The organism is Bacillus sp. FJAT-45350, from assembly GCF_002335805.1.
In the GTDB taxonomy this organism is placed as follows: Bacteria; Bacillota; Bacilli; order Bacillales; family NISU01; genus FJAT-45350.
The window spans coordinates 1,455,665-1,476,068 of sequence record NZ_NISU01000001.1 but is presented as its reverse complement, the minus strand read 5'-3'; the positions used below and the strand labels follow the sequence as shown (position 1 = coordinate 1,476,068).

The window sequence follows — 20,404 nt, the reverse complement described above, 5'->3', positions numbered from 1 at the left end:
GTTAACAGTTTATTTACCAATGTTTGATTGAAGGGGAGAAATAAAATGGGAAAAATGATTTTTTCCGTTAAAGGTATGACATGTGCTTCTTGTGTAAACCGTGTAGAGAAAATTGTTGCTAAAGTCGAAGGAGTTCATGAAGTTAATGTTAATTTAGCTTCAAATCAAGCTCAAATAGAAGCTGACGAAACAGTAAAACCAGAGCAGGTGATTCAAGCAATTGAAAAGCTTGGCTACGATGTAAAAAGGATAGATGAAGAAGATCACCTGAGAAAATTAATGTTCTCTGTCAAAGGGATGACTTGTGCCTCTTGCGTTAATCGTGTAGAAAAAATGATTTCTAAAGTCGAAGGTGTAGAAAAGGTTAATGTGAACCTTGCTGCAAGTCAAGCTCAAGTTGAAGGGAAAAAGGGTGTCATTAATACGGAAGCAATCATAAACGCAATAGAGAAAACAGGGTATGAAGCTACCTTACTTGATGAAAAGGCTGAACGAGAAACAACAAATGAAAACGAAGAAGAATCAGAGAAATTATTTAAAGATTTTACGATTGCTGCAATTTTAACAACGATTGTTCTAATAGGTAGCATTCCTCATATGATGCATGGATGGGGAGGATGGGTACCTGGTTGGTTAGCCAATCCCTTTTTCTTATTACTATTAACGAGTTACATTCAACTAGTTCCAGGTTGGAGATTTTATAGAAACAGTTACAAAGTCTTAAAAAATAAGTCTGCTGATATGAATGTTCTTGTCGCAATGGGAACAACAGCTGCGTGGGCTTATAGTGGGGCAATGACATTATTTCCTGTCCAGTTAACTGAAATCGGTTTTCCGTATCAACTATACTATGATGTAACAACAGTCATTACAACATTAATCTTACTTGGACGTTATTTTGAAGCCAAAGCAAAAGGAAAAACATCTACAGCCATAAAAAAATTAATGAGCTTACAAGCAAAAACAGCAAGAGTTGTTCGTAATGGAGTAGAACAAGAAATTCAGGTGGATGATGTACTAGTTAATGACGAAATTATGGTGCGACCAGGTGAACGAATTCCTGTTGATGGTATTGTAATCAAAGGAAGGTCGACTATAGATGAATCGATGTTAACAGGTGAATCAATCCCTGTCGAGAAGACTGTCGATGATGCCGTTATTGGTGCAACAATAAATAAATCAGGTAGTTTTACATTTAGAGCAACAAAAGTTGGTAAAGAAACAGCGCTAGCGCAGATCATTCGCATGGTGAATGAGGCACAGGGATCAAAAGCACCGATTCAGCGTATTGTTGATGTTATTTCTGCTTATTTTGTTCCTGCAGTTGTCCTAACAGCAGTGTTATCGTTTATTGTTTGGTATTTTGTAGGACCTGATCCAAGTCTTATTTTTGCCTTAACAACATTTATTGCTATTCTTATCATTGCATGTCCATGTGCTTTAGGTCTGGCAACCCCGACGGCAATTATGGTAGGTACGGAAAAAGGGGCAGAAAACGGGATTTTAATAAAAGACGCAGCAAGTTTAGAAAGAGCTCATAAAATTACTACTGTTGTATTAGACAAAACCGGTACAATTACTGAAGGTAAGCCAAAACTAACCGATTTATTGACAACTAACAAGTTTTCAGAAGATGAATTATTAAAGATAGCTGCTTCTGTTGAGACAGCATCTGAACATCCACTAGGGGAAGCAATTGTTGAAGCTGCAAAAGAAAAAGAGCTAGACATTGATAAGCCAGAATCCTTTGAAGCAATTGTTGGTCATGGTTTACTAGCAGTTATAGGTAACAAAGAAGTTTTAATTGGAAACCTTAAGTTAATGAAAAAATATTCGGTTGATATCCAAAGCTTTGAAGAAAAAGCAATTGCCTTAGCAGATCAAGGGAAAACGCCAATGTATGTGGCGGTTGATGGCCAATTTGCAGGAGTCATTGCTGTAGCAGATACATTAAAGGCAGGAACTATTCCTGCAGTGAAAGTCTTAAAGTTAATGGGGATTGAGGTAATCATGCTAACGGGTGACCATGAACGTACAGCAAAAGCAATCGCCAAAGAAGCTGGTATCGAGAACTATATTGCAGAAGTATTACCAGAGCATAAAGCAGAAGAAGTAAAAAAATTACAAGACGAAGGAAAGATAGTAGCAATGGTCGGTGATGGTATCAATGATGCTCCTGCTTTAGCACAAGCTGATGTAGGAATAGCGATTGGAACAGGTACTGATGTTGCAATGGAAACGGCAAATATTACGTTAATGCGTGGTGATATTAGAAGCGTTGTAACTGCATTAAGATTGTCAAAGCAAACGATGAAAATGATTTGGCAAAACCTTGGATGGGCATTTGGTTATAATATCGTTCTAATTCCAGTAGCAGCAGGGATGCTATATCCATTCTTTGGTATTCTTTTAAACCCAATGTTAGCTGGTGCAGCGATGGCGTTCAGCTCCGTGTCTGTTATATTAAATACATTACGCCTTAGAAAATTCAAATCTGATTTTTAATAATCAAATTTACTATACATAGAGGTTGTCCATAAGGTTGAAAATCCTTCTGGGTAACCTCTTAATTTTTTAGCTTGTTTTCTTATTTAAAAGCTAGCTACTCTTTGATTAATAAAGTCTCAATACAGTGAGATACTAAGTGGGTCAATTATTTAAAAAGGGGTGTAAACGTTATGTATGAATTATTCTTCTTTATTGCTTTACTCATAGGAATTGTGGGAGCATTTGCTATTTATAATTATAGTCGTGGAAAACAAAGAGGGTTAATTTGTAATTGGAGAAAGCAGAGAGGAAAATAAAGGTGACGCTAATAAGTTCTTTACTCGAAGTGTCACCTTATCTCCTTTAAAATCAACGTACCTCAGCATTCTATTATGCTTTTTTCCAGATTGCATCAATTTTCACATTTGCATCAGCTAATAAGTTATATACTGGGCAACGTCTTTCTACTTCACTTTTTAACTTTTCAATTGCCTCTTCTGACTCTTCTGTTTCGATTTTTACCGTAAATCGTACCTTTTGAAAATGAGGGTTAACACCTTCTTCTCCCATTAAACCTCTAATATCAATGACACCTGTCGTTTCAAAATCAAGATTCGTAAATGTAAAACCTTGTTCCTTTGCAATGAGAGGGATCATGACAGCTTTACAACCATTTAACGCTGCCGCAATATACTCCATTGGATTTGCTCCTTCATCAGTGCCACCTAACTCGACTGGTTCATCCATAATAAACGAGTTGAACTCTCGAATGTTGTGGCTTGATTTAACTTGTTCATCCCATTTTCCTGTTGCCGAAATTTTTACTAACGTATTTGTCTTTGCCATTTTTACACCTCATAACATAGTATTTATATCGGAATTATATACAAAATTTGATGAAGTGTAAAGAATTTTTCGAAATTTCACAATAAGCTTAATTAAACTAAATCTCTTAATACAAGAGGGGTATACTTAATATAAACATTTATTTGAATGAGCACAAACATGTATATCTATCCAACGGATGAGGCCCTAAGAAAGATTATTTATTTAATTTCTAGATTCTAAATGTAAGAATATACAAAGCAAGCGTTTGAACAAACGTCTATCAAATAAAGTGCTTTATCCAATAAATAAGTCAGATTAGTTGGATTGTTACCTAGTTTCACTTTTATTAATCTGAAGGAAATATTCTACATCCTTAATAATAATTTCTTTATTATTTAACTCAATAATGTCTTTATCTTTTAATTTTTGTAAAAACTTGTTAACTGTTATACGTGTTAATCCAATATAATTTGCTAGCTCTTGTTGAGAAATATGTATAACGTTTGTAGCGGTTGAAAGCTCATTTAGCTTATTTATCGCATATGCCATTTGCTGCTCAGTATTAGAAGGATAAAAATTTTGTTGTGTTCGATCCCAAATAACTTTATAGACAAAATCGAGAAAGAGCTTGAGTGATTCCTCAGATATACTAATCATCTTTCGGAAACTTTCGTTTGAAAAGTAATATAAAATACAATCCTCTTTTGCAATAGCTCCAGTTATGTACGGCTCTTTGATAAGCCCCCATTCTCCGAATAATTGTCCTTGGCCACGAAAATCAAAACATTTTTCTTCACCATCTTGTGTGTAAGTAAGGATTTTTACTATTCCCTTTTTAATATAATAAAATCCGTTTGCGCTATCACCCATGTTATAAAGAATGGTCTCTTTCTTTGCAAACTTTCTTGTACCATATTTTAAGTAAGTTTCCCATTGTGATGTCTGTAGTTCATTCTCCATTACAATCCCTCATTTTTATGTTAGTTACTTTTGCTAGATAAATAAGTTTTAATTTTTGTAAACGCTTTTACAACTAATAAGTAGATTCTTTGTTACATTAGTTTTAGAAACTAAATAGCTAAATATAAAGTCTATGGAAAGTAGGGGAAGATTCTAATGAAAACCTTCATATTATAATCATACTATGTTTTGCAAATAAAATAATACCTCTATTTTAAATATGATTTATTGACTTATAGATTGAATAATTTGTAATTTTTATAAGGAGGAGAAAAGATGTCGAATAATAAGAATAATGGTATCGACGGAAGTATATTTAGATCAGATAACATAGAAGGTGATGTTTCACGTGCTTTTATGCAAGGTGCTGGTTTCTCTAATGAGATGCTTAAGACCCGTCGAGTAATCGGTATTTGTACAAGTTGGAGTGAGGTTAATCCTTGTAATATTAACCTTCGCAGCATATCAGAATCAGTAAAAAGAGGGATTCTCGCTGCAGGGGGGGTGCCGGTAGAATTTCCGACAATATCAATTCATGAACAATTAAACAATCCCTCATCACTAATTTTACGTAATTTAATGGCGATGGATGTAGAAGAAATGATTCAAAGAAGTCCAATAGATGGTGTAGTTCTACTTAATGGTTGTGATAAAACAGTACCAGCACAAATTATGGGGGCAATTAGTGCTGGTAAACCAACAATATCTTTATCAGCAGGTCCACGTAATACATCAAAATGTGGTGGAAAAGTCATGACTATTCATGATTTATGGTCTAAGAAAGATGAAAGACAAAAAGGAGAAGTAACAGATCAGGAATGGGAGAAATTTATTAGTGAGCTAATTCCAAGTGCCGGTACTTGTAATGTCATGGGTACAGCTTCAACAATGTCATCAATTGTCGAAAGTTTAGGTTTAGCGTTACCTGGTTCATCTTTTCTTCCTGCAACAAGTGCCGGTCGTCAACGTATCGCTGAAGAAACGGGAAGAATAGCAGTACAACTAACGGAAGCAAAACGTACTCCCGATCAGATAGTAACAGAAAAATCGTTAGAGAATGCTTTTCGTGTAGTATGTGCAATAGGTGGCTCAACGAATGCAGTACTTCACCTAGAAGCAATTGCAGGTCGGCTTGGAATTAGAATTGGAGTTGAGCGTTTCAACAAATGGAGTGAAACAACACCACAATTAGTTGCTGTCAGTCCTGCTGGTCCTTATTTACTTGAAGACTTTAACGAAGCGGGTGGTATTCCGGCATTAGTTAAACGACTATCACCCAAGATGCACCTTGATACGATAAACGTGAAAGGAGAAACATGGGCAGAGGCTATTGGAGAGGTGACAGAATTTAATTCTCCTGTCCTACGCTCTTTGGAAAACCCAATAAATGATGCTGGTGGATTGGCTATTCTTCAAGGTTCTTTAGCTCCTAAGGGTGCTGTTTTTAAAAGGGCAGCTGCACCTCGAGAATTATGGAGACATAGTGGTCCAGCCCTGGTTTTTGATGGGTTGGATGATATGAACAAACGTATTGATGATCCGAATCTCCCAGTTGAGTCTAATAGTGTTCTAGTATTAAGAGGTTTAGGACCGATTGGTGGACCTGGTATGCCAGAGTCAGCGAAAATACCAATACCAAGAAGACTTTGGGATCAAGGAGTGAGAGATATGCTTCGAATATCAGATGGTCGTATGAGTGGAACTGCAGATGGCGCTGTCGTGTTACACGTATCACCTGAGTCTGCGATAGGCGGTCCATTAGCTTTAGTAAAGGATGGGGATATAATTAAACTAGATGCAGTAGAGTGTCGCCTTGATCTACTTGTTAATGAAGAAGAACTTGAGGAGAGAAGAAAAACTCTAGTACTTCCAGAATCTCCATCCCGGGGTTACGACTGGCTTTATCATCAGCATGTGACACAAGCTAATGAAGGAGCAGATTTTGATTTCCTCCTTGATAGCAATCTTCCTCGAACTTCATTGTCGACTTCTAAGAAAGACAATAAAAAAACCTAAAACTAGGAAAGTTTAAAATACACTTTATAAGTTCGTAAACAAGTTAATTACAGTTCCATTTAATTAGTTAAAATTATGTAAACGATTTTACAACTACCTATTTATTTCTATGATAAATTATATTCAAGGAACAGTATCATGGTTTGCGATTATCGCTCCGTAAGAAGGAGATTCCATAGTTGATATTGTATTTATAAATTGAGATATTTTGTTTTATCGATAAATTTACATTAAACCTAATGCTTTTTAAGAATTCTTAAAATTACTGAAAATTCAAAACTAAGATAAAGGGGGAAGGTTTATGCGTATAGGCTTTATAGGTCTTGGAGTAATGGGTGCACGAATGGTAGAAAGATTTCTTCAAGCAGACTATGAGGTTACGGTCTATAATCGAACTCGTAAAAAGATGGCTCCATTAATAGAAAAAGGAGCTAGGCCTGCAGAAAATATACCAAAACTTGTTACCAATTGTGATGTAGTCTTTACATGCTTATCGATGCCAAAGGATGTTGAACAAGTTTACAACACGGTAATAGAACTTGCCCAAGCAGATACCGTTTGTGTTGATTTTACTACAATTGATATGGATACAAGTATTAGGATCGCTAGCCAGGCATCTACGAAAGGCATTCATTACCTTGATGCACCGATAAGTGGTGGCCCAGAAGGTGTAGAACAAGGCAAGTTAACGATTATGGTAGGTGGGAATCAAACTGCTTTTGAAAGAGTTTTACCCATCTTAAAGACAATTGGTGAAAAAATTCACCTTTTGGGAGACTCTGGACTTGGAAGTGTGGCTAAATTAATGAATCAGTACCTAGTAGCTGTTCATTCTCTAGCAGCGTCTGAAGTAATGGTTGCAGGTACAGCGCATGGACTACCACCAGAAAAGTTATTCGATATTTTAAAGTCGAGTTATGGTGACAGTCGTATGCTACGTCGTCATATCGGTAACCATGTGTTAAAACGTGATTTTGGTCTTGGTGGAGCATTGAAGTATATGGAAAAAGATATTAGAATTGCTAACCAACTTTTTGAAATAGCAGGTATTAAAGAAAGAACTGGAAGTTTAGCTGAAAAAGCATTTGTAACTGCTATAAAACAAGATTTATCAGAATTAGATATGTCTGCAGTTATACAACCTATTGAAAAACAATGTAATGTAATTGTTAAGGATTCTAGATTAGCAGAATATTAAAGTGATGTTACACACAAATGAAAGCGTTTTCTTTACAGCTGGTTAAGACTTTAGGAATGGAAAAAGAATGAGTAGATTCTTCATTATCTCATTCTAATGTAAATGTTAATTTTGTTTGTAGGTACATTTTAAATTTATGCTTATACTATAAGGGGGAAATTATGAAAAAGTGGATTAGAAACATTCTGTTTGGAATCTTACCTGGGGTAATTCTTCTCGGGGCGTGTGGTAGTGATGATGTGGGCAATACAAACGGAACAGATTCACCTCAAAGTAAAGAAACAAATGGAATAAATGAGCATGTAATTAAGGCTAGCGCTCCAAGTCCTGAAAGACACCCGTTAAGTCAAGGTTTAGCGAAGTTTGCTGAGATTATTGAAGAAAAAAGTGACGGAAAAATGAAAGTTGAGTTATATTACGGTGGCACATTAGGTGATGAAAGACAAGTGATCGAATCGTTACAAGGAGGCATTCAAGAAGCAGCGATTTCTTCGACGGGTCCTTTATATGCGGTATCAAAAGAATTTGGTATCTTTGACTTACCGTTTATATTTAATAGTGGGGAAGAAGCTGATGTAGTACTTGATGGACCAGTAGGGCAAGGGTTATTAAACAATCTATCTCAACATAATTTGATTGGTCTTAGTTTTGCTGAGAATGGGTTTCGGAGCGTAACGAATAGTAAGCATGCCATACAAAGTGTCGAAGACTTTAAGGGATTAAAGATTCGTACTATGCAAAACGAAATACATTTAGAAATATATCGGGCATTGGGAGCGAATCCAACCCCGATGGGTTTTTCTGAGGTTTTTTCTGCTCTAGAAAGTAAAGCAATTGATGGCACAGATGCCACAACACCAATGGTAGATCATGAAAAGTTATATGAAGTACAGACTAACTTCAGTCTTACAAATTATGTTTATAACCCAGCAATCATAATTTTAAGTAAACATTTTTGGGATAAATTAACAGAGCAAGAACGCTCGATTGTACAAGAAGCAGCAAATGAAGCAAGTCTATATCAACGAGAAGTAAATAGAGCAATGGAAGAAGAAACAATTGAATATTTAACTAAAGATAATTTAATTGAAGTAAATGAATTATCATTAGAAGAAAGAGAAAAAATGCAAGAATTAACTCAACCTATTGTTGATAAATATTCTAAAGAAATAGGTGAGGATCTTGTAAATGAATTTATAGAAGAAATAAACAAGCTCCGAAACTAAGCAGTAAAGTATCTTTAAACTTTTAATGGTAGTATGCACCTAAAAAAGACTGTTCTAAAAAGGGGTAGAACTTTTTAGAACAGTCTATATTACTCTAGTAATGAATAAAAGTAAAATAGCTAAAATTTATAAAAGAATTTAGTTGAATTAAATTCAGAATATTATGTCTATACATAGAAATCAAATCATCTATGCTTATATTGTGAGGTGTTTTAAACTAACTAATTTCTAGTAGGAGGCCAGCGAATTATGATATTCAAATGGTTAAATAATTCATTGAATTTTTTTATGGCACTCGCACTTGTAGGTATGACTATATTGGTTTTTGGAAATGTAGTTCTACGATACTTTTTTAATTCTGGTATTACCTATTCTGAGGAAATGTCTCGTTTTTTATTTGTATGGATGATTTTTTTAGGAGCAATCATTGCATTCAAAAGAAATGAACATATTGGTATTGATTTATTTTTCAAGAGGTTACCCCCAAAAACAAAAAAAGTTGTCTATTTAATTAGAAATATATTAATTCTTTTTGCGTTATGGTTAGTACTTGAGGGAAGTTGGAAATTAGTCAAGATTAATATGAATACAATTGCACCTGCAACAGGTATATCCATGTCCTTTGTATATGGCATTGGTCTAATAACGAGTTTAGGGATGGCTCTTATTGTTTTTTATAATCTTTATATTGTATTTATAAAAAAACAACAGACAAATGACTTTGTTACCGAAACAGATGAAATAGTAGTAAGTCCCTCTCATGGAGAAGAGAAGTCAATAGTAGGGGAGGAAAGGTAATGGCCTTAGCAGTTTTTGTTGGTTCATTATTAGGGGTTATGGTACTTGGAGTTCCAATTGCTTTAGCACTACTTATAAGTGGCGTTGCATTGATGCTCTATCTTGATATTTTTAATAGTCAAATTATTGCACAAAACCTTATTAATGGAGCTGATAACTTCCCTCTCATGGCTATTCCATTTTTTATCCTTGCTGGTGAGTTAATGAATGCGGGGGGAATTTCAAAAAGAATCATAAATTTTGCAATGTCCCTAGTAGGACATATTCGTGGAGGACTCGGATATGTAGCTATCATTTCTAGTATTTTATTTGCAGGATTGTCTGGTTCGGCCGTTGCAGATACTGCAGCACTTGGAGCAATTTTGATCCCCATGATGGTAAAGGCTGGTTATGATAGAGAGCGTTCCACTGGTTTAATAGCTTCTGGAGGTATTATTGCACCTATTATTCCACCTAGTATTCCAATGATTATATTTGGTGTTACTAGTGGTGTATCAATTTCTCAATTATTTATGGCAGGGATTGTACCTGGTCTCATGCTAGGTGTTGGGCTGGCAATAGCTTGGGCGATAATAATAAGAAAAGATGAGGTTCAGGTTAGCTCTCGTAAGTCGTTGAAAGAAATGTTGATTGCTACCAGACAAGCGGTTTGGGCACTTTTTCTACCAGTATTAATAGTAGGAGGCTTACGTGGTGGGGTCTTCACACCAACTGAGGCAGCAGTAATTGCAGCAGTATATGCTTTATTTGTGGGACTTGTCATCTATCGAGAGTTACAGATAAAGGATTTATATCAAATATTAGTATCATCAGCAAGAACAACTAGTATTGTAATGTTTTTAGCCGCTGCAGCAATGGTTACAGCCTGGTTAATCACAGTTGCAAACATTCCAACTCTTGTAACAAGCTTATTAGGACCTTTAGTTGACAATCAGTTACTTCTATTATTTGCTATTATATTCCTAATATTAATCGTCGGAACTGTAATGGATCTTATTCCCACGATACTCATATTAACACCAGTTCTCATGCCCCTTATAACTGCAGCTGGCATTGACCCTGTATATTTTGGAGTTATATTTGTTTTAACAGTTTGTATTGGTTTACTAACACCTCCTGTAGGAGCAGTTTTGAACGTCGCCTCTGGAGTTGGGAAGGTAAGTATAGAAAATCTTATTCGGGGAATATGGCCATTCCTTCTCGTAGAAGTCTTAGTCCTTATCCTACTAATCTTTTTCCCTTCTTTAGTAACCGTGCCACTAGAATGGTTCATTAAGTAGGAGAGGCTATTAAATAGGGGGTTACGTATGGTTGAGCATATGGTTCTATTTAGATTTGATTCAAACACTTCCAGTGAAGAAAAAGAAAAACTAATTGAAAAAACATATGGTTTTAAATTGAAAATACCTGGTATTGTTGATATTCAAGCAGGGCTAAATTTTAGCCATCGTTTTCAAAGATATGATTATTGGAGTTACAGTACGTTTTTTAAAACAAGAATCGTTAGAGAGAACTATAATTATAAATCCATACTACCAAGAATTACTATCCTATGCAAAGGAAATTGGGGTTGTTCATGTTGTCACTGCTGATTTTAGTGACCTAATATTTAATGATGGGAGATTGAAAAAGTGAAACCAAAAATATTTATAAGTAAAGCTATACCAAAGGAAGTAGAAGAGTTTATTAGTAGTTATTGCGATTATCGAATTTGGAATTCAAAAGAACCAATTAGTCGAGAAGCTCTTTATAAAGAATTAGAGGACATAGATGGATTGCTATTAAATGATATTGTGAAAATCGATCAAGAGTTGCTTGATCACGCGCCACGTTTAAAGATAGTTAGTAATTCATTTGTAGGATATAATAACTTTGACCTTAAGGCAATGAAAGCAAGAGACGTAATAGGTACTAACACTCCACACGTTTTAGATGATACAGTAGCAGAATTAACGCTTGGTTTGATGTTAAGCGTTGCTAGAAGACTTCCTGAACTAAATAATTATGTAAAAGATGGATACTGGGAAAAAGGACAGGATGAAAAGTTATTTGGGGTCGATGTACACCATTCAACAATAGGAATTATCGGAATGGGACGTATCGGAGAAGTATTAGCTAGAAAAGCAAAATACGGTTTCGATATGGAAGTACTTTATCATAATCGTAGAAGAAAAGAAGAAGTGGAGAAGAGAACGGAAGCTGAATATTGTTCGATGGAGCATCTTCTTAAACGCTCAGACTTTGTTGTACTACTGACACCGTTGACGCCAGAAACAACAAACCTAATAGGTACTAAAGAATTTGAGCTAATGAAAGAAACAGCATTTTTTATTAATGTTTCTCGTGGTGGTACAGTAGATGAACAAGCTTTAATTGAGGCTCTACAAAGTAAAAAGATAAAAGGGGCCGGACTTGATGTATTTAAGAAGGAGCCTGTTGAAAAAGATAATCCATTGCTAAAAATGGAAAATGTAACAGTTGTTCCTCATATTGGTTCAGCGACACATAAAACCCGTTTAGATATGGCAATGTGTGGAGCTAAAAATCTAGTGAAAGGAGTATGTGGGGAACAACCACCTAATATAGTAGAGTAACTTTCAAGCTAAATAAGAAGACACCTCAAAAAATCATTATTTTCATGATTTGAGGTGTCTTCTTATTTTAAGTATAACAGCGTTTATTATTACAGGAAACCAACAACGGAATATCCATTAATCTACATTCCACCAGATACACTCATGGAATCACCAGTTATCGCAGCAGCACCGTCAGATGCTAAGAATACAGCTGCATCTGCAATTTCAGAAGGTTCCAGCAGACGCTTCATTGGTTGCTTACCTAAAATGTGTTTTTCAAGTGCTTCTTGTTCAGTTGTATTATCTTCCTTTGCGAGATTAGCTAATTGTTTCTCTATTATCTCTGTTCGTACCGGTCCAGGCATAATCGTATTACATGTTATACCAAAGTCTATTGTTTCTAAAGCTACCGACCTTGTTAAACCAACAACCCCATGCTTTGCTGAAACATAAGCAGATTTAAATGGTGATGCCATTTTTCCATGTGCGGAGGATATATTAATAATTCTTCCGTATAATTGCTCCTTCATGAAAGGGATTGTATGCTTTATCATTAGGAAAGAACCAGTTAGTACAACATCAAGTACTAAGTTCCATTTATCAAGAGAATAATTTTCAACTTTATCAATATGTTGTATACCTGCATTATTTATTAAAACATCAATTGAACCACGTTCTTTCACAAGCTCTTCTACAAATGTTTTAATATTTTCTTCATTAGTAACATCTACTTTATAACCTTTTGCATTTTTTAATTCCTGAGCTGCTTTTTTTGCAGCCTCAAATTGTAAGTCACATATGGCAACAAAGTCTCCATTTTTCACAAATGATTCAGCAATTGCATAACCAATACCTTGCGCTGCTCCAGTAACAATAACTGTTCGGCTTTTTTTTGTATTCATAATTTCCTCCCTCTATAAAGTTGAGTTTTTAACATGTTCTATACACGAATAATTCTTTAGAGGTCACAATTAGATGCTAAACGAGGCTGTTATTGACCTAGCCATGTATGACTACTATATAGTATTTCGATAGTGCATATAACATTTCCTTTACCTCTAAATGACAATGTATATAAAACAATTATCCATTCCAAAAGAAAAGCTTTTCATTTAAAAGAGAACAAGAGTTATTTAAATAAGTATACCTTCTTTTATACAGTTATTTGTACAGTAACTTTGTGAAATTAGTCTTCATTTATAAACAATTCGTGATAATGACCATCTGGTGTATGGTGATTTAGATTATTAGTAGTAGGCTCAAAAGTATAATTTGTAAAGCTATAGATAAAGATACATACGACAATAAAGTACGTGAGAGGCTTTAAAAAGAGATTATTGTTCTTTCCTATTTTATTTATCTCTGATACCTGTAACAAATAGGTGAGGAAGAAGACACCCACAGTCCATAAACTCATAATGTTTAAGAGTTGGTTATGATTTTCTGGGGAGATCATTACGCCTAACATCGCACCCATCATACCACCCATAATTCCTGACATTAGTCCATCAATGATTGCAACTAATGAAAAGGGGAGGCCAGTTAATACACCTAGTATTGAACCAATTAACATACTTATCACTGTTACTTCAAAGAATGAATGTGGATATAGTACTGCTAATAATGTACCTATACTTAATCCAACGATCATTCCAATTGTCATCGAAACTACCATACCTACCATGTTACTAAGTTGCCCTTTGTATAAATATGAAAGACAAATTATCCAAACTAATAATAAAACAAAAATGACACTGAGAATCATTGGTAGTAACAAATGGTTATGCTCCTTTCCCAGTTTATTAGTATATATTATTAAAAAGTTTAGCTAAATATGTACAAGTATCTTGCTAGAAATCAATTCTTTCATAGTCGAAAACACTTTTTTCTAGAATCTTTGTCAAATTATGAAAGATTTCAAATGTTTTTTAAAAACTCCATAGATTTTGCAAAATTTTGTAGTAAAATCTTCTTAATACTATTGTCTATCAATCTAAATACAACAAAAATACGAGCAAGTTAGTATTTTTAGGAGGAAAATTAATGTGTGGTTTTGTAGGTTATTTACAAAATAGTAATGCGGAAGGGCGTATAAGCGATAGCACATTTGTAAATATGACAAATATCATTACTCATCGAGGACCAGACGATGTTGGTTATTATATAGATGATTATGTCAAATTTGGCTTTAGAAGGTTAAGTATCATTGACTTAGAAAATGGAAAACAACCATTAACATATGAAAATGAACGATATTGGATTATCTTTAATGGAGAAATTTATAATTACATTGAATTAAAAAATATATTACGAGAGAAGGGCTTTTCTTTTCAAACTCATTCTGATACAGAAGTAATAATCGCCTTATTCTCCGAAAAAAAAGAGCAAGCTTTTAAAGAACTACGAGGTATGTTCGCTATTGTTATATGGGATAAACAAGAGCAAATCCTTTATGGAGCAAGAGACCGATTTGGAATTAAACCTTTCTATTATCTTGAAAAAAAAAGCGAGTTAATTGTTGCTTCTGAAAAGAAAAGTATTTTGCTAACGGAAAAGCAAGATACAGTGAACAAAGAAGCATTGCATCATTATCTAACTTATCAATATGTACCTGAGCCATTAACCATTTCTAAGGAGATTATGAAGTTAGAACCAGGGAATCTATTTGTAAAAAAAGTAGGACAACCATTACAGATTGAGAAGTATTGGGGACCTATATTTACACCTTCAATTACGTCATTACAACAAAGTACTGAAAAAATCATTGATGCACTTAGGGATTCTGTCAATATTCATATGAGGAGCGATGTTCCTGTAGGTTCATTTCTATCAAGTGGAATAGACTCTACAGCTATTGTAGCGTTAGCAAAAGAGGTTAACCCGAAAATTAAAACATTTACTGTTGGCTTTGAGCGAGACGGTTATAGTGAAATTGATATAGCGGAAGAAACCGCAGAAAAGCTAGGTGTTGAAAACATATCATATAAAATTACTCCTGAGGAATTTGTTAAAGAGTTACCTAGAATCGTTTGGCACATGGACGATCCTGTTGCTGATCCAGCAGCGATACCACTTTATTTCGTGGCTAGAGAAGCAAGTAAGCATGTGAAAGTTGTGTTGTCCGGAGAAGGAGCGGATGAGTTGTTTGGTGGATATGGTATCTATAAAGAAATACTCTCATTGAAAAGGTTTTCTTCACTTTCAAAAAATAGCATCGATATCCTTAAAGTAATTGCACATAATTTACCATCTAATTTTAAAGGGAAGAATTTCATCGAAAGAGGATGTACTCCAATTGAAGAGCGATATATTGGTAACGCAAAATTATTTAGTGAGATAGAAAAAGCGAAACTCTTAAAAGAATATGACTTTACTTGCCACTACCAGACAATCACAAGTCCTTATTATGAAAAGATAACCCATTTAGATGACGTTACGAAAATGCAATATATCGACATGCACACTTGGTTGAGAGGAGATATCCTTGTTAAAGCAGATCGTATGACGATGGCACATTCACTAGAGTTACGAGTCCCGTTTCTTGATAATAAAGTATTTGAAGTTGCTTCCGAATTACATTCTAGTTTAAAAGTGACAAAAGAAACAACAAAGTACGCATTAAGAAAAGCACTTGAAGGTATCGTCCCTGAACAAATAGTAAATAGAAAAAAACTTGGTTTTCCTGTGCCGACACGCCATTGGCTTCAGAATGAATTATACGAATGGGCTAGGGATTTAATTAAGGAAAGTAACACTGACTATTTACTAAATAAAGAGTATATCTTACAGCAACTAGAAAAACATCGACAAGGGAAGAATGACTTCAAAGGTGGATTTTGGAAGAGTAAGCATAGTGTAGGAGACCATAGTCGTTACTTATGGGCTGTTATCATTTTTATGATATGGCATCAAATTTACGTGGAAAAGTCTGTTTCTATCGACAGTACTTCATTACCCAAATTAGATGAAATTGAGTATGTATAACAGAGTGATGTTTAGCCAGTCAGGAAACAAATGACTGGCTTTTATGTTGCTTTTAATGATGTATATAATAATGTTTCCGTTCCTCCATAATTTCTTCAAACATTTTTGTTACATTATTAAATGAAAATAGAAATGAACTTAATGAGGGGATGTTGTTTTTATGAAGAAGTTAAAATTACCTTTGTTCACATTAACTATGATGTTAGTTGTGGCAGCTTGTAGTAATACAGACGTAGTTGACAAATCAGAATCAGTTCCTGTAAAAGGTGATAGTGCTGATACGGAAGGAGTAGTTGAAAATGAAGAAGTTGATGGAAAGAGAACCTTTACAATTGATATAAAAGAAGAACATTGGATGTTAAATGACGATTTAATGTTCGATGCATGGACATATAACGGAACATTACCAGGTGAAGAAATTCGCGTAACTGAAGGGGACCATGTCGTGATGAAGTTTACAAATTCACTTGATGTTCCTACAGCTGTTCATTTACACGGGTTCCCTGTGCCCAATGAGATGGACGGTGTTCCTGGGGTAACTCAAAATGCGATTATGCCAGGTGAAGAGTTTATTTATGAGTATCAAGCTGATGTACCAGGTACTTATTGGTACCACTCTCATCAAAATGGTTCAGTTCAGGTCGATAAGGGACTATACGGTTTATTTATCGTAGAGCCTAAAGATCAACCAGCTTATGATGTAGATAAAGTGATTGCAATTGATGAATGGTCTTTAATGATGGATAGTATGAATGATATTCATGGATCTGCCGGAGTAGGTCATGGCGGTCACGGTGGGCACGGTGGGCATATGAATCATGGTGATATGAATCACGGAATGTCTCATGCTGATATGATGAATATGATGTATGATACGCTAGTGATTAACGGTAAGGCAACACCAGCAATTGAGCCAGTTGTTGTGAAAGAGGGGAATGTTGTTAAGTTACGCTTCTTAAATGCTGGATTATTTACGCAAGTTGTTTCAATTCCAGGGCATTCATTTAAAATCACTCATTATGACGGGCAAAAAGTAAATGAACCAGAGTTCCTAACAGATACAGCATTCAGAATTGCCCCAGCAGAGCGGTTTGAAGTTGAGATTGAAATGGACCAGCCAGGAGCATGGGGAATTGAAATTTTTGCAGAAGAAAATAAGAAAAATCTACAAGGATTAGTACCACTAGTTTATGAAGGATATGAAGAGGAGTCTTTAGTAACTTCGAGCTATGACCAAACGTTCTTTGATATAACATCTTACGGTGAAGCGAGAGACATAGAAATAGGTGAAGTAACAAAAGAATTTGATATGTTACTAGGCAGTGAAGATGGAGATGAAACATTCACAATTAATGGGAAACAGTATCCTGACCCAGAAGTGTATGAAGTAGAAGAAGGAGATGTCGTGAAGTTTACTATTACAAACGATACTGGTGTTGAACATCCGATGCATTTACATGGTGAGTTTTTCTATGTGATTTCTAAAGACGGCAAGCCAATTACAGGTTCTCCAATAAAAAAAGATACACTAAACGTTCGTCCTGATGAAACATATGAAATTGTCTTTGAAGCGAAAAATCCAGGTAATTGGATGTTCCATTGCCATGAATTCCATCACGCAAACGGCGGAATGGTTGCATCTGTTATCTATAAGGGATATGAGCCAAATTTTGAACTAGATCCAAATGTACCAAATCAACCAGAATAAAAACAAAAGTTTTCTAGAGGCTAACATTCAGTTTTTTGAAAAATGTTAGCCTCTTTTAATGATGATAAAGACCTAAACCATTCTAAAATTTGTAAATACATAAAAGGTTGAAGGAACTATTAACTAGTTAACATTTTTTAAAAGATAAGCCGTATATAATTTAAATAGCAAACTTAAATAATTAAGTTCTGAAAGGAGAGTTCTATGGTAGAAAATACACTTACTTATAGAGTTACCTGGGGAGACACTGATATGGCTGGGATTGTATATTATCCAAATTATTTTAAATGGTTTGATACAGGCAGCCAAACATTACTTCAATTAATTGGCTTACCTCCCAAAGATATGATGGTAAACGAAAAAATTGCCCATCCTATTATTGATACGAACGGAACATTTAAATTGCCACTTTATTATTTTGATGAAATTAAAATAGTGACGAGAATAGCGGAAGTCAATGATAAAGTGTTTCGGATGGAACACGAATTATACCGTGGCGACGATCTCACTGGTAAAGGTTATGAAATAAAAGGATGGGTACATTTTAGTAAAGATGGAAAATTAAAAGCACATACAATTCCAAAATATGCTCGTGATAAATTATTAGGTGTCACTTCTACTGTAAAAGAATAAAAATGTACGAACTTCAAAAAAAGAAGCTGCTGATAAAGGGTAACAACTTTATCGGCAGCTTCTTTTATTTAATTAATTAGATAAAGGATTCAATGTCATCTCGAGTTAATAGTTCTTGATTATCAAAGTGAAAAGCTATAAAAGCCGGATTAACTTTTGTCCTCAACTCGATTTGCATTAAGACATCGGCTACTTCTTCTTCATGGTAATGTTTTAAATTGTTTTTGAAATCCTCCCAAATTGCTTTCGTTAACTCTAGCTTTCCATTTTTAGTAGCTTCTACTTGATCGACAAAACTTTCCATTGCTTGATACTTATGCATTTTCCCCCTCCTAGTATTTGACAAATAAACTAACCATTTGATAATTAAATACAGTTATTAAATTCGGAATATTTAGTATAATAAAGATAGAGCTTTTGAACTTATTATTACAATCTATGAAACGTCTTCAAATATATTATAAGTTATTGGAGGAGGATTTTGTGGAAGGATTATTAAAGCAGACTTATAATATCGAGAATAAATGGGGGCCTTATCTTAAATATGGAAAAAGGTTGTTTTTTAGAAGAAAATCGACCATTTATCTTCAAGGGAATAAAGGGACAGGGTTCTATTATGTTGAAAAAGGGTTAATAAAAATTGTCACCTCAACTGTAGGTGGAGAAGATAAAATATTGGATGTAAGTGGGTCGGGACGCGTGTTTGGTGAACAAGCTATAGACGAACAGCATTATTTTACCTCGGCAGTTGCATTAGAAGATTCAGCTGTATACTATATTTCCGCTGAGACATTTAAGGAACTAACTAGAAAATACCCTGATATACTGGCACTTTTTGTTGATTCTGTGATACAAAAAGTAAATTTGTTAAAAGAAATGATTTCCAAAATGTTTACATCAGAACAACGTATTGCTTACTGTTTATTAAAGCTTTATTATATAACCGGAAAAAATAAGATAGTTTTTACCCAACAAGAGTTGGCTAGTTATACTGGTCTAACTAGGGTTACAGTGTATAAAACGCTAAAAAAATGGAAGGAGGAAGAGGCAGTCTTTGTAGAAAACCGAACTTTTTTCATAAAAAATCCTCAATACTTAGCAAATATTTTACAGACAAAACTTTTGAATGCACAATAAATTGCATGTGTAATACGAAATTTATAAAAAAAAACGAAAAAACGGGTGTTCAATCCGTTTTTTCGTTTTATAAAATAGATTTCAGTTTCTCTATATCCGTGATAATTATTTTTCGGTCTATTATAGTAATAATCCCACTTTCTTTCCACTTTTTTAGTATCTTGTAAATTGTTATTCTAGAAGTACCGATATAGCGTGCTAATGCGGTTTGATTTAGTGTAATTTCAAAACTCCCGCGCTTTTGATAGAGTTTATGTAAGAGATGTGATAATTGATATTCAATTGGTGTTTCTAATAAGGAAACAGTTTCTCCGTATAACCGAACTTTTTTAATAAGTGTAAGCATGACTAGTTCGGACACTTTAGGATTATCTTTACACATTTGCTTAAATGTATCGTTTGAAAAGTAATAGATTACACAAGAGGTATTCGCGATACTTGTAGCAAAATATGGATCTGATTTTATTCCCTGCTCACCAAATAATTCACTCGATGTTACAAAATCAATGATTCTTTCATCACCATTTTCAAGGTTTAATTTAATAATCACTTCGCCACTGTTTAAGTAGTAGAAGCCATCTCCAATATCTTCTTGATGAAATAAAACAGTGTTCTTTTTTATAAACTTCTTTCTGCCATATTTCAAAAATGGTTCCCATTTATGATGTAGGCTTTTCTGCATACAATCATCCTTCCTAAAGAAAAAAGTTAACAATGTTAATTGGTTAATATTTAAATATATAAAAAGATTATATAATTGCCAATATGGAAAGCTTAGAAACTACTTTATGATAACGCTTACATTATAAACGATAGGTGATTTGTAGTCAAAGTATTACAATAAATTGACTAT

General features: G+C 34.4%; 19 protein-coding genes. 13 read left to right on the top strand and 6 right to left on the bottom strand.

The genetic code is table 11. The annotated features are described in order from the left end of the window. Positions 1–45 precede the first annotated feature (45 nt). A complete protein-coding gene (locus CD003_RS07470) occupies positions 46–2,505 on the top strand; it encodes a heavy metal translocating P-type ATPase (protein WP_096200529.1) in 2,460 nt (819 codons plus the stop codon). A gap of 173 nt (positions 2,506–2,678) precedes the next feature. After that, on the top strand, positions 2,679–2,804 hold the full coding sequence (locus CD003_RS22245; RefSeq protein WP_257008258.1) for a hypothetical protein: 126 nt from the start codon (positions 2,679–2,681) through the stop codon (positions 2,802–2,804). A gap of 73 nt (positions 2,805–2,877) precedes the next feature. Here the strand turns inward: CD003_RS22245 and CD003_RS07465 are convergent, their stop codons facing one another. Together CD003_RS07465 and CD003_RS07460 are read right to left on the bottom strand one after the other, a co-directional pair. Further along, complete coding sequence (locus tag CD003_RS07465) at positions 2,878–3,333, bottom strand: OsmC family protein (RefSeq protein ID WP_096200528.1); 456 nt, start codon at positions 3,331–3,333, stop codon at positions 2,878–2,880. A gap of 309 nt (positions 3,334–3,642) precedes the next feature. Further along, entirely contained in the window at positions 3,643–4,275 is a 633-nt protein-coding gene (locus CD003_RS07460) for a Crp/Fnr family transcriptional regulator (protein WP_096200527.1), read from the bottom strand. 276 nt (positions 4,276–4,551) lie between these two features. Here CD003_RS07460 and CD003_RS07455 point away from each other — a divergent pair, with 276 nt between their 5' ends. The 7 genes from CD003_RS07455 to CD003_RS07425 all read left to right on the top strand — a co-directional run bounded on the left by CD003_RS07455 (position 4,552) and on the right by CD003_RS07425 (position 12,107). After that, positions 4,552–6,291 carry a dihydroxy-acid dehydratase gene (locus CD003_RS07455; protein WP_096200526.1) on the top strand — a complete coding sequence of 580 codons (1,740 nt, stop codon included), beginning with the start codon at positions 4,552–4,554 and terminating at the stop codon, positions 6,289–6,291. A gap of 301 nt (positions 6,292–6,592) precedes the next feature. Beyond that, the gene (locus tag CD003_RS07450) at positions 6,593–7,489 is read left to right on the top strand and encodes an NAD(P)-dependent oxidoreductase (RefSeq protein ID WP_096200525.1); all 897 of its coding nucleotides are present in this window, start codon (positions 6,593–6,595) and stop codon (positions 7,487–7,489) included. Positions 7,490–7,650: 161 nt separating this feature from the next. Continuing rightward, positions 7,651–8,715 carry a TRAP transporter substrate-binding protein gene (locus tag CD003_RS07445; RefSeq protein ID WP_096200524.1) on the top strand — a complete coding sequence of 355 codons (1,065 nt, stop codon included), beginning with the start codon at positions 7,651–7,653 and terminating at the stop codon, positions 8,713–8,715. A 249-nt stretch (positions 8,716–8,964) separates the two neighbouring features. Next, positions 8,965–9,513 carry a TRAP transporter small permease gene (locus tag CD003_RS07440; protein WP_096200523.1) on the top strand — a complete coding sequence of 183 codons (549 nt, stop codon included), beginning with the start codon at positions 8,965–8,967 and terminating at the stop codon, positions 9,511–9,513. Continuing rightward, positions 9,513–10,793, top strand: a complete 1,281-nt coding sequence (locus tag CD003_RS07435; RefSeq protein WP_096200522.1) for a TRAP transporter large permease — start codon at positions 9,513–9,515, stop codon at positions 10,791–10,793. The genes CD003_RS07440 and CD003_RS07435 overlap by 1 nt, the downstream gene beginning before the upstream one ends. A 27-nt stretch (positions 10,794–10,820) precedes the next feature. Beyond that, positions 10,821–11,105 (top strand): Dabb family protein, encoded by a 285-nt coding sequence (locus tag CD003_RS07430; RefSeq protein ID WP_096200521.1) that lies wholly within the window; start codon positions 10,821–10,823, stop codon positions 11,103–11,105. A 39-nt stretch (positions 11,106–11,144) separates the two neighbouring features. Then, complete coding sequence (locus CD003_RS07425; protein ID WP_096200520.1) at positions 11,145–12,107, top strand: 2-hydroxyacid dehydrogenase; 963 nt, start codon at positions 11,145–11,147, stop codon at positions 12,105–12,107. A 122-nt stretch (positions 12,108–12,229) separates the two neighbouring features. On the opposite strand, the gene CD003_RS07420 is transcribed toward CD003_RS07425, so the two are convergent. Together CD003_RS07420 and CD003_RS07415 are read right to left on the bottom strand one after the other, a co-directional pair. Further along, complete coding sequence (locus CD003_RS07420) at positions 12,230–12,991, bottom strand: 3-hydroxybutyrate dehydrogenase (protein WP_096200519.1); 762 nt, start codon at positions 12,989–12,991, stop codon at positions 12,230–12,232. 284 nt (positions 12,992–13,275) lie between these two features. Continuing rightward, positions 13,276–13,866 carry a hypothetical protein gene (locus tag CD003_RS07415; protein ID WP_096200518.1) on the bottom strand — a complete coding sequence of 197 codons (591 nt, stop codon included), beginning with the start codon at positions 13,864–13,866 and terminating at the stop codon, positions 13,276–13,278. Between the two features lie 266 nt (positions 13,867–14,132). Between CD003_RS07415 and asnB the strand changes: the two genes are divergently transcribed. The 3 genes from asnB (at position 14,133) to CD003_RS07400 (ending at position 18,414) form a co-directional block, all read left to right on the top strand. After that, positions 14,133–16,073, top strand: coding sequence for an asparagine synthase (glutamine-hydrolyzing) (gene asnB, locus CD003_RS07410; protein ID WP_096200517.1), 1,941 nt, complete (start codon positions 14,133–14,135; stop codon positions 16,071–16,073). Between the two features lie 160 nt (positions 16,074–16,233). Further along, on the top strand, positions 16,234–17,781 hold the full coding sequence (locus CD003_RS07405; protein ID WP_096200516.1) for a multicopper oxidase family protein: 1,548 nt from the start codon (positions 16,234–16,236) through the stop codon (positions 17,779–17,781). A gap of 204 nt (positions 17,782–17,985) precedes the next feature. Next, on the top strand, positions 17,986–18,414 hold the full coding sequence (locus tag CD003_RS07400) for an acyl-CoA thioesterase (RefSeq protein ID WP_096200515.1): 429 nt from the start codon (positions 17,986–17,988) through the stop codon (positions 18,412–18,414). 76 nt (positions 18,415–18,490) lie between these two features. On the opposite strand, the gene CD003_RS07395 is transcribed toward CD003_RS07400, so the two are convergent. After that, on the bottom strand, positions 18,491–18,736 hold the full coding sequence (locus CD003_RS07395) for a hypothetical protein (RefSeq protein ID WP_096200514.1): 246 nt from the start codon (positions 18,734–18,736) through the stop codon (positions 18,491–18,493). 161 nt (positions 18,737–18,897) lie between these two features. Here CD003_RS07395 and CD003_RS07390 point away from each other — a divergent pair, with 161 nt between their 5' ends. Continuing rightward, on the top strand, positions 18,898–19,551 hold the full coding sequence (locus CD003_RS07390; protein WP_179295475.1) for a Crp/Fnr family transcriptional regulator: 654 nt from the start codon (positions 18,898–18,900) through the stop codon (positions 19,549–19,551). Positions 19,552–19,618: 67 nt separating this feature from the next. Here the strand turns inward: CD003_RS07390 and CD003_RS07385 are convergent, their stop codons facing one another. Next, positions 19,619–20,233, bottom strand: coding sequence for a Crp/Fnr family transcriptional regulator (locus CD003_RS07385; protein ID WP_096200512.1), 615 nt, complete (start codon positions 20,231–20,233; stop codon positions 19,619–19,621). Positions 20,234–20,404: the final 171 nt, after the last annotated feature.

Coding starts and splice junctions, on each gene's coding strand:
- CD003_RS07420 (WP_096200519.1), bottom strand. CDS start 12,991: ATGAATACAAAAAAAAGCCGAACAGTTATTGTTACTGGAGCAGCGCAA.
- CD003_RS07460 (WP_096200527.1), bottom strand. CDS start 4,275: ATGGAGAATGAACTACAGACATCACAATGGGAAACTTACTTAAAATAT.
- CD003_RS07455 (WP_096200526.1), top strand. CDS start 4,552: ATGTCGAATAATAAGAATAATGGTATCGACGGAAGTATATTTAGATCA.
- CD003_RS07405 (WP_096200516.1), top strand. CDS start 16,234: ATGAAGAAGTTAAAATTACCTTTGTTCACATTAACTATGATGTTAGTT.
- CD003_RS07430 (WP_096200521.1), top strand. CDS start 10,821: ATGGTTGAGCATATGGTTCTATTTAGATTTGATTCAAACACTTCCAGT.
- CD003_RS07470 (WP_096200529.1), top strand. CDS start 46: ATGGGAAAAATGATTTTTTCCGTTAAAGGTATGACATGTGCTTCTTGT.
- CD003_RS07385 (WP_096200512.1), bottom strand. CDS start 20,233: ATGCAGAAAAGCCTACATCATAAATGGGAACCATTTTTGAAATATGGC.
- CD003_RS07435 (WP_096200522.1), top strand. CDS start 9,513: ATGGCCTTAGCAGTTTTTGTTGGTTCATTATTAGGGGTTATGGTACTT.
- CD003_RS07450 (WP_096200525.1), top strand. CDS start 6,593: ATGCGTATAGGCTTTATAGGTCTTGGAGTAATGGGTGCACGAATGGTA.
- CD003_RS07395 (WP_096200514.1), bottom strand. CDS start 18,736: ATGCATAAGTATCAAGCAATGGAAAGTTTTGTCGATCAAGTAGAAGCT.
- CD003_RS07445 (WP_096200524.1), top strand. CDS start 7,651: ATGAAAAAGTGGATTAGAAACATTCTGTTTGGAATCTTACCTGGGGTA.
- CD003_RS07465 (WP_096200528.1), bottom strand. CDS start 3,333: ATGGCAAAGACAAATACGTTAGTAAAAATTTCGGCAACAGGAAAATGG.
- CD003_RS07400 (WP_096200515.1), top strand. CDS start 17,986: ATGGTAGAAAATACACTTACTTATAGAGTTACCTGGGGAGACACTGAT.
- CD003_RS07440 (WP_096200523.1), top strand. CDS start 8,965: ATGATATTCAAATGGTTAAATAATTCATTGAATTTTTTTATGGCACTC.
- CD003_RS22245 (WP_257008258.1), top strand. CDS start 2,679: ATGTATGAATTATTCTTCTTTATTGCTTTACTCATAGGAATTGTGGGA.
- asnB (WP_096200517.1), top strand. CDS start 14,133: ATGTGTGGTTTTGTAGGTTATTTACAAAATAGTAATGCGGAAGGGCGT.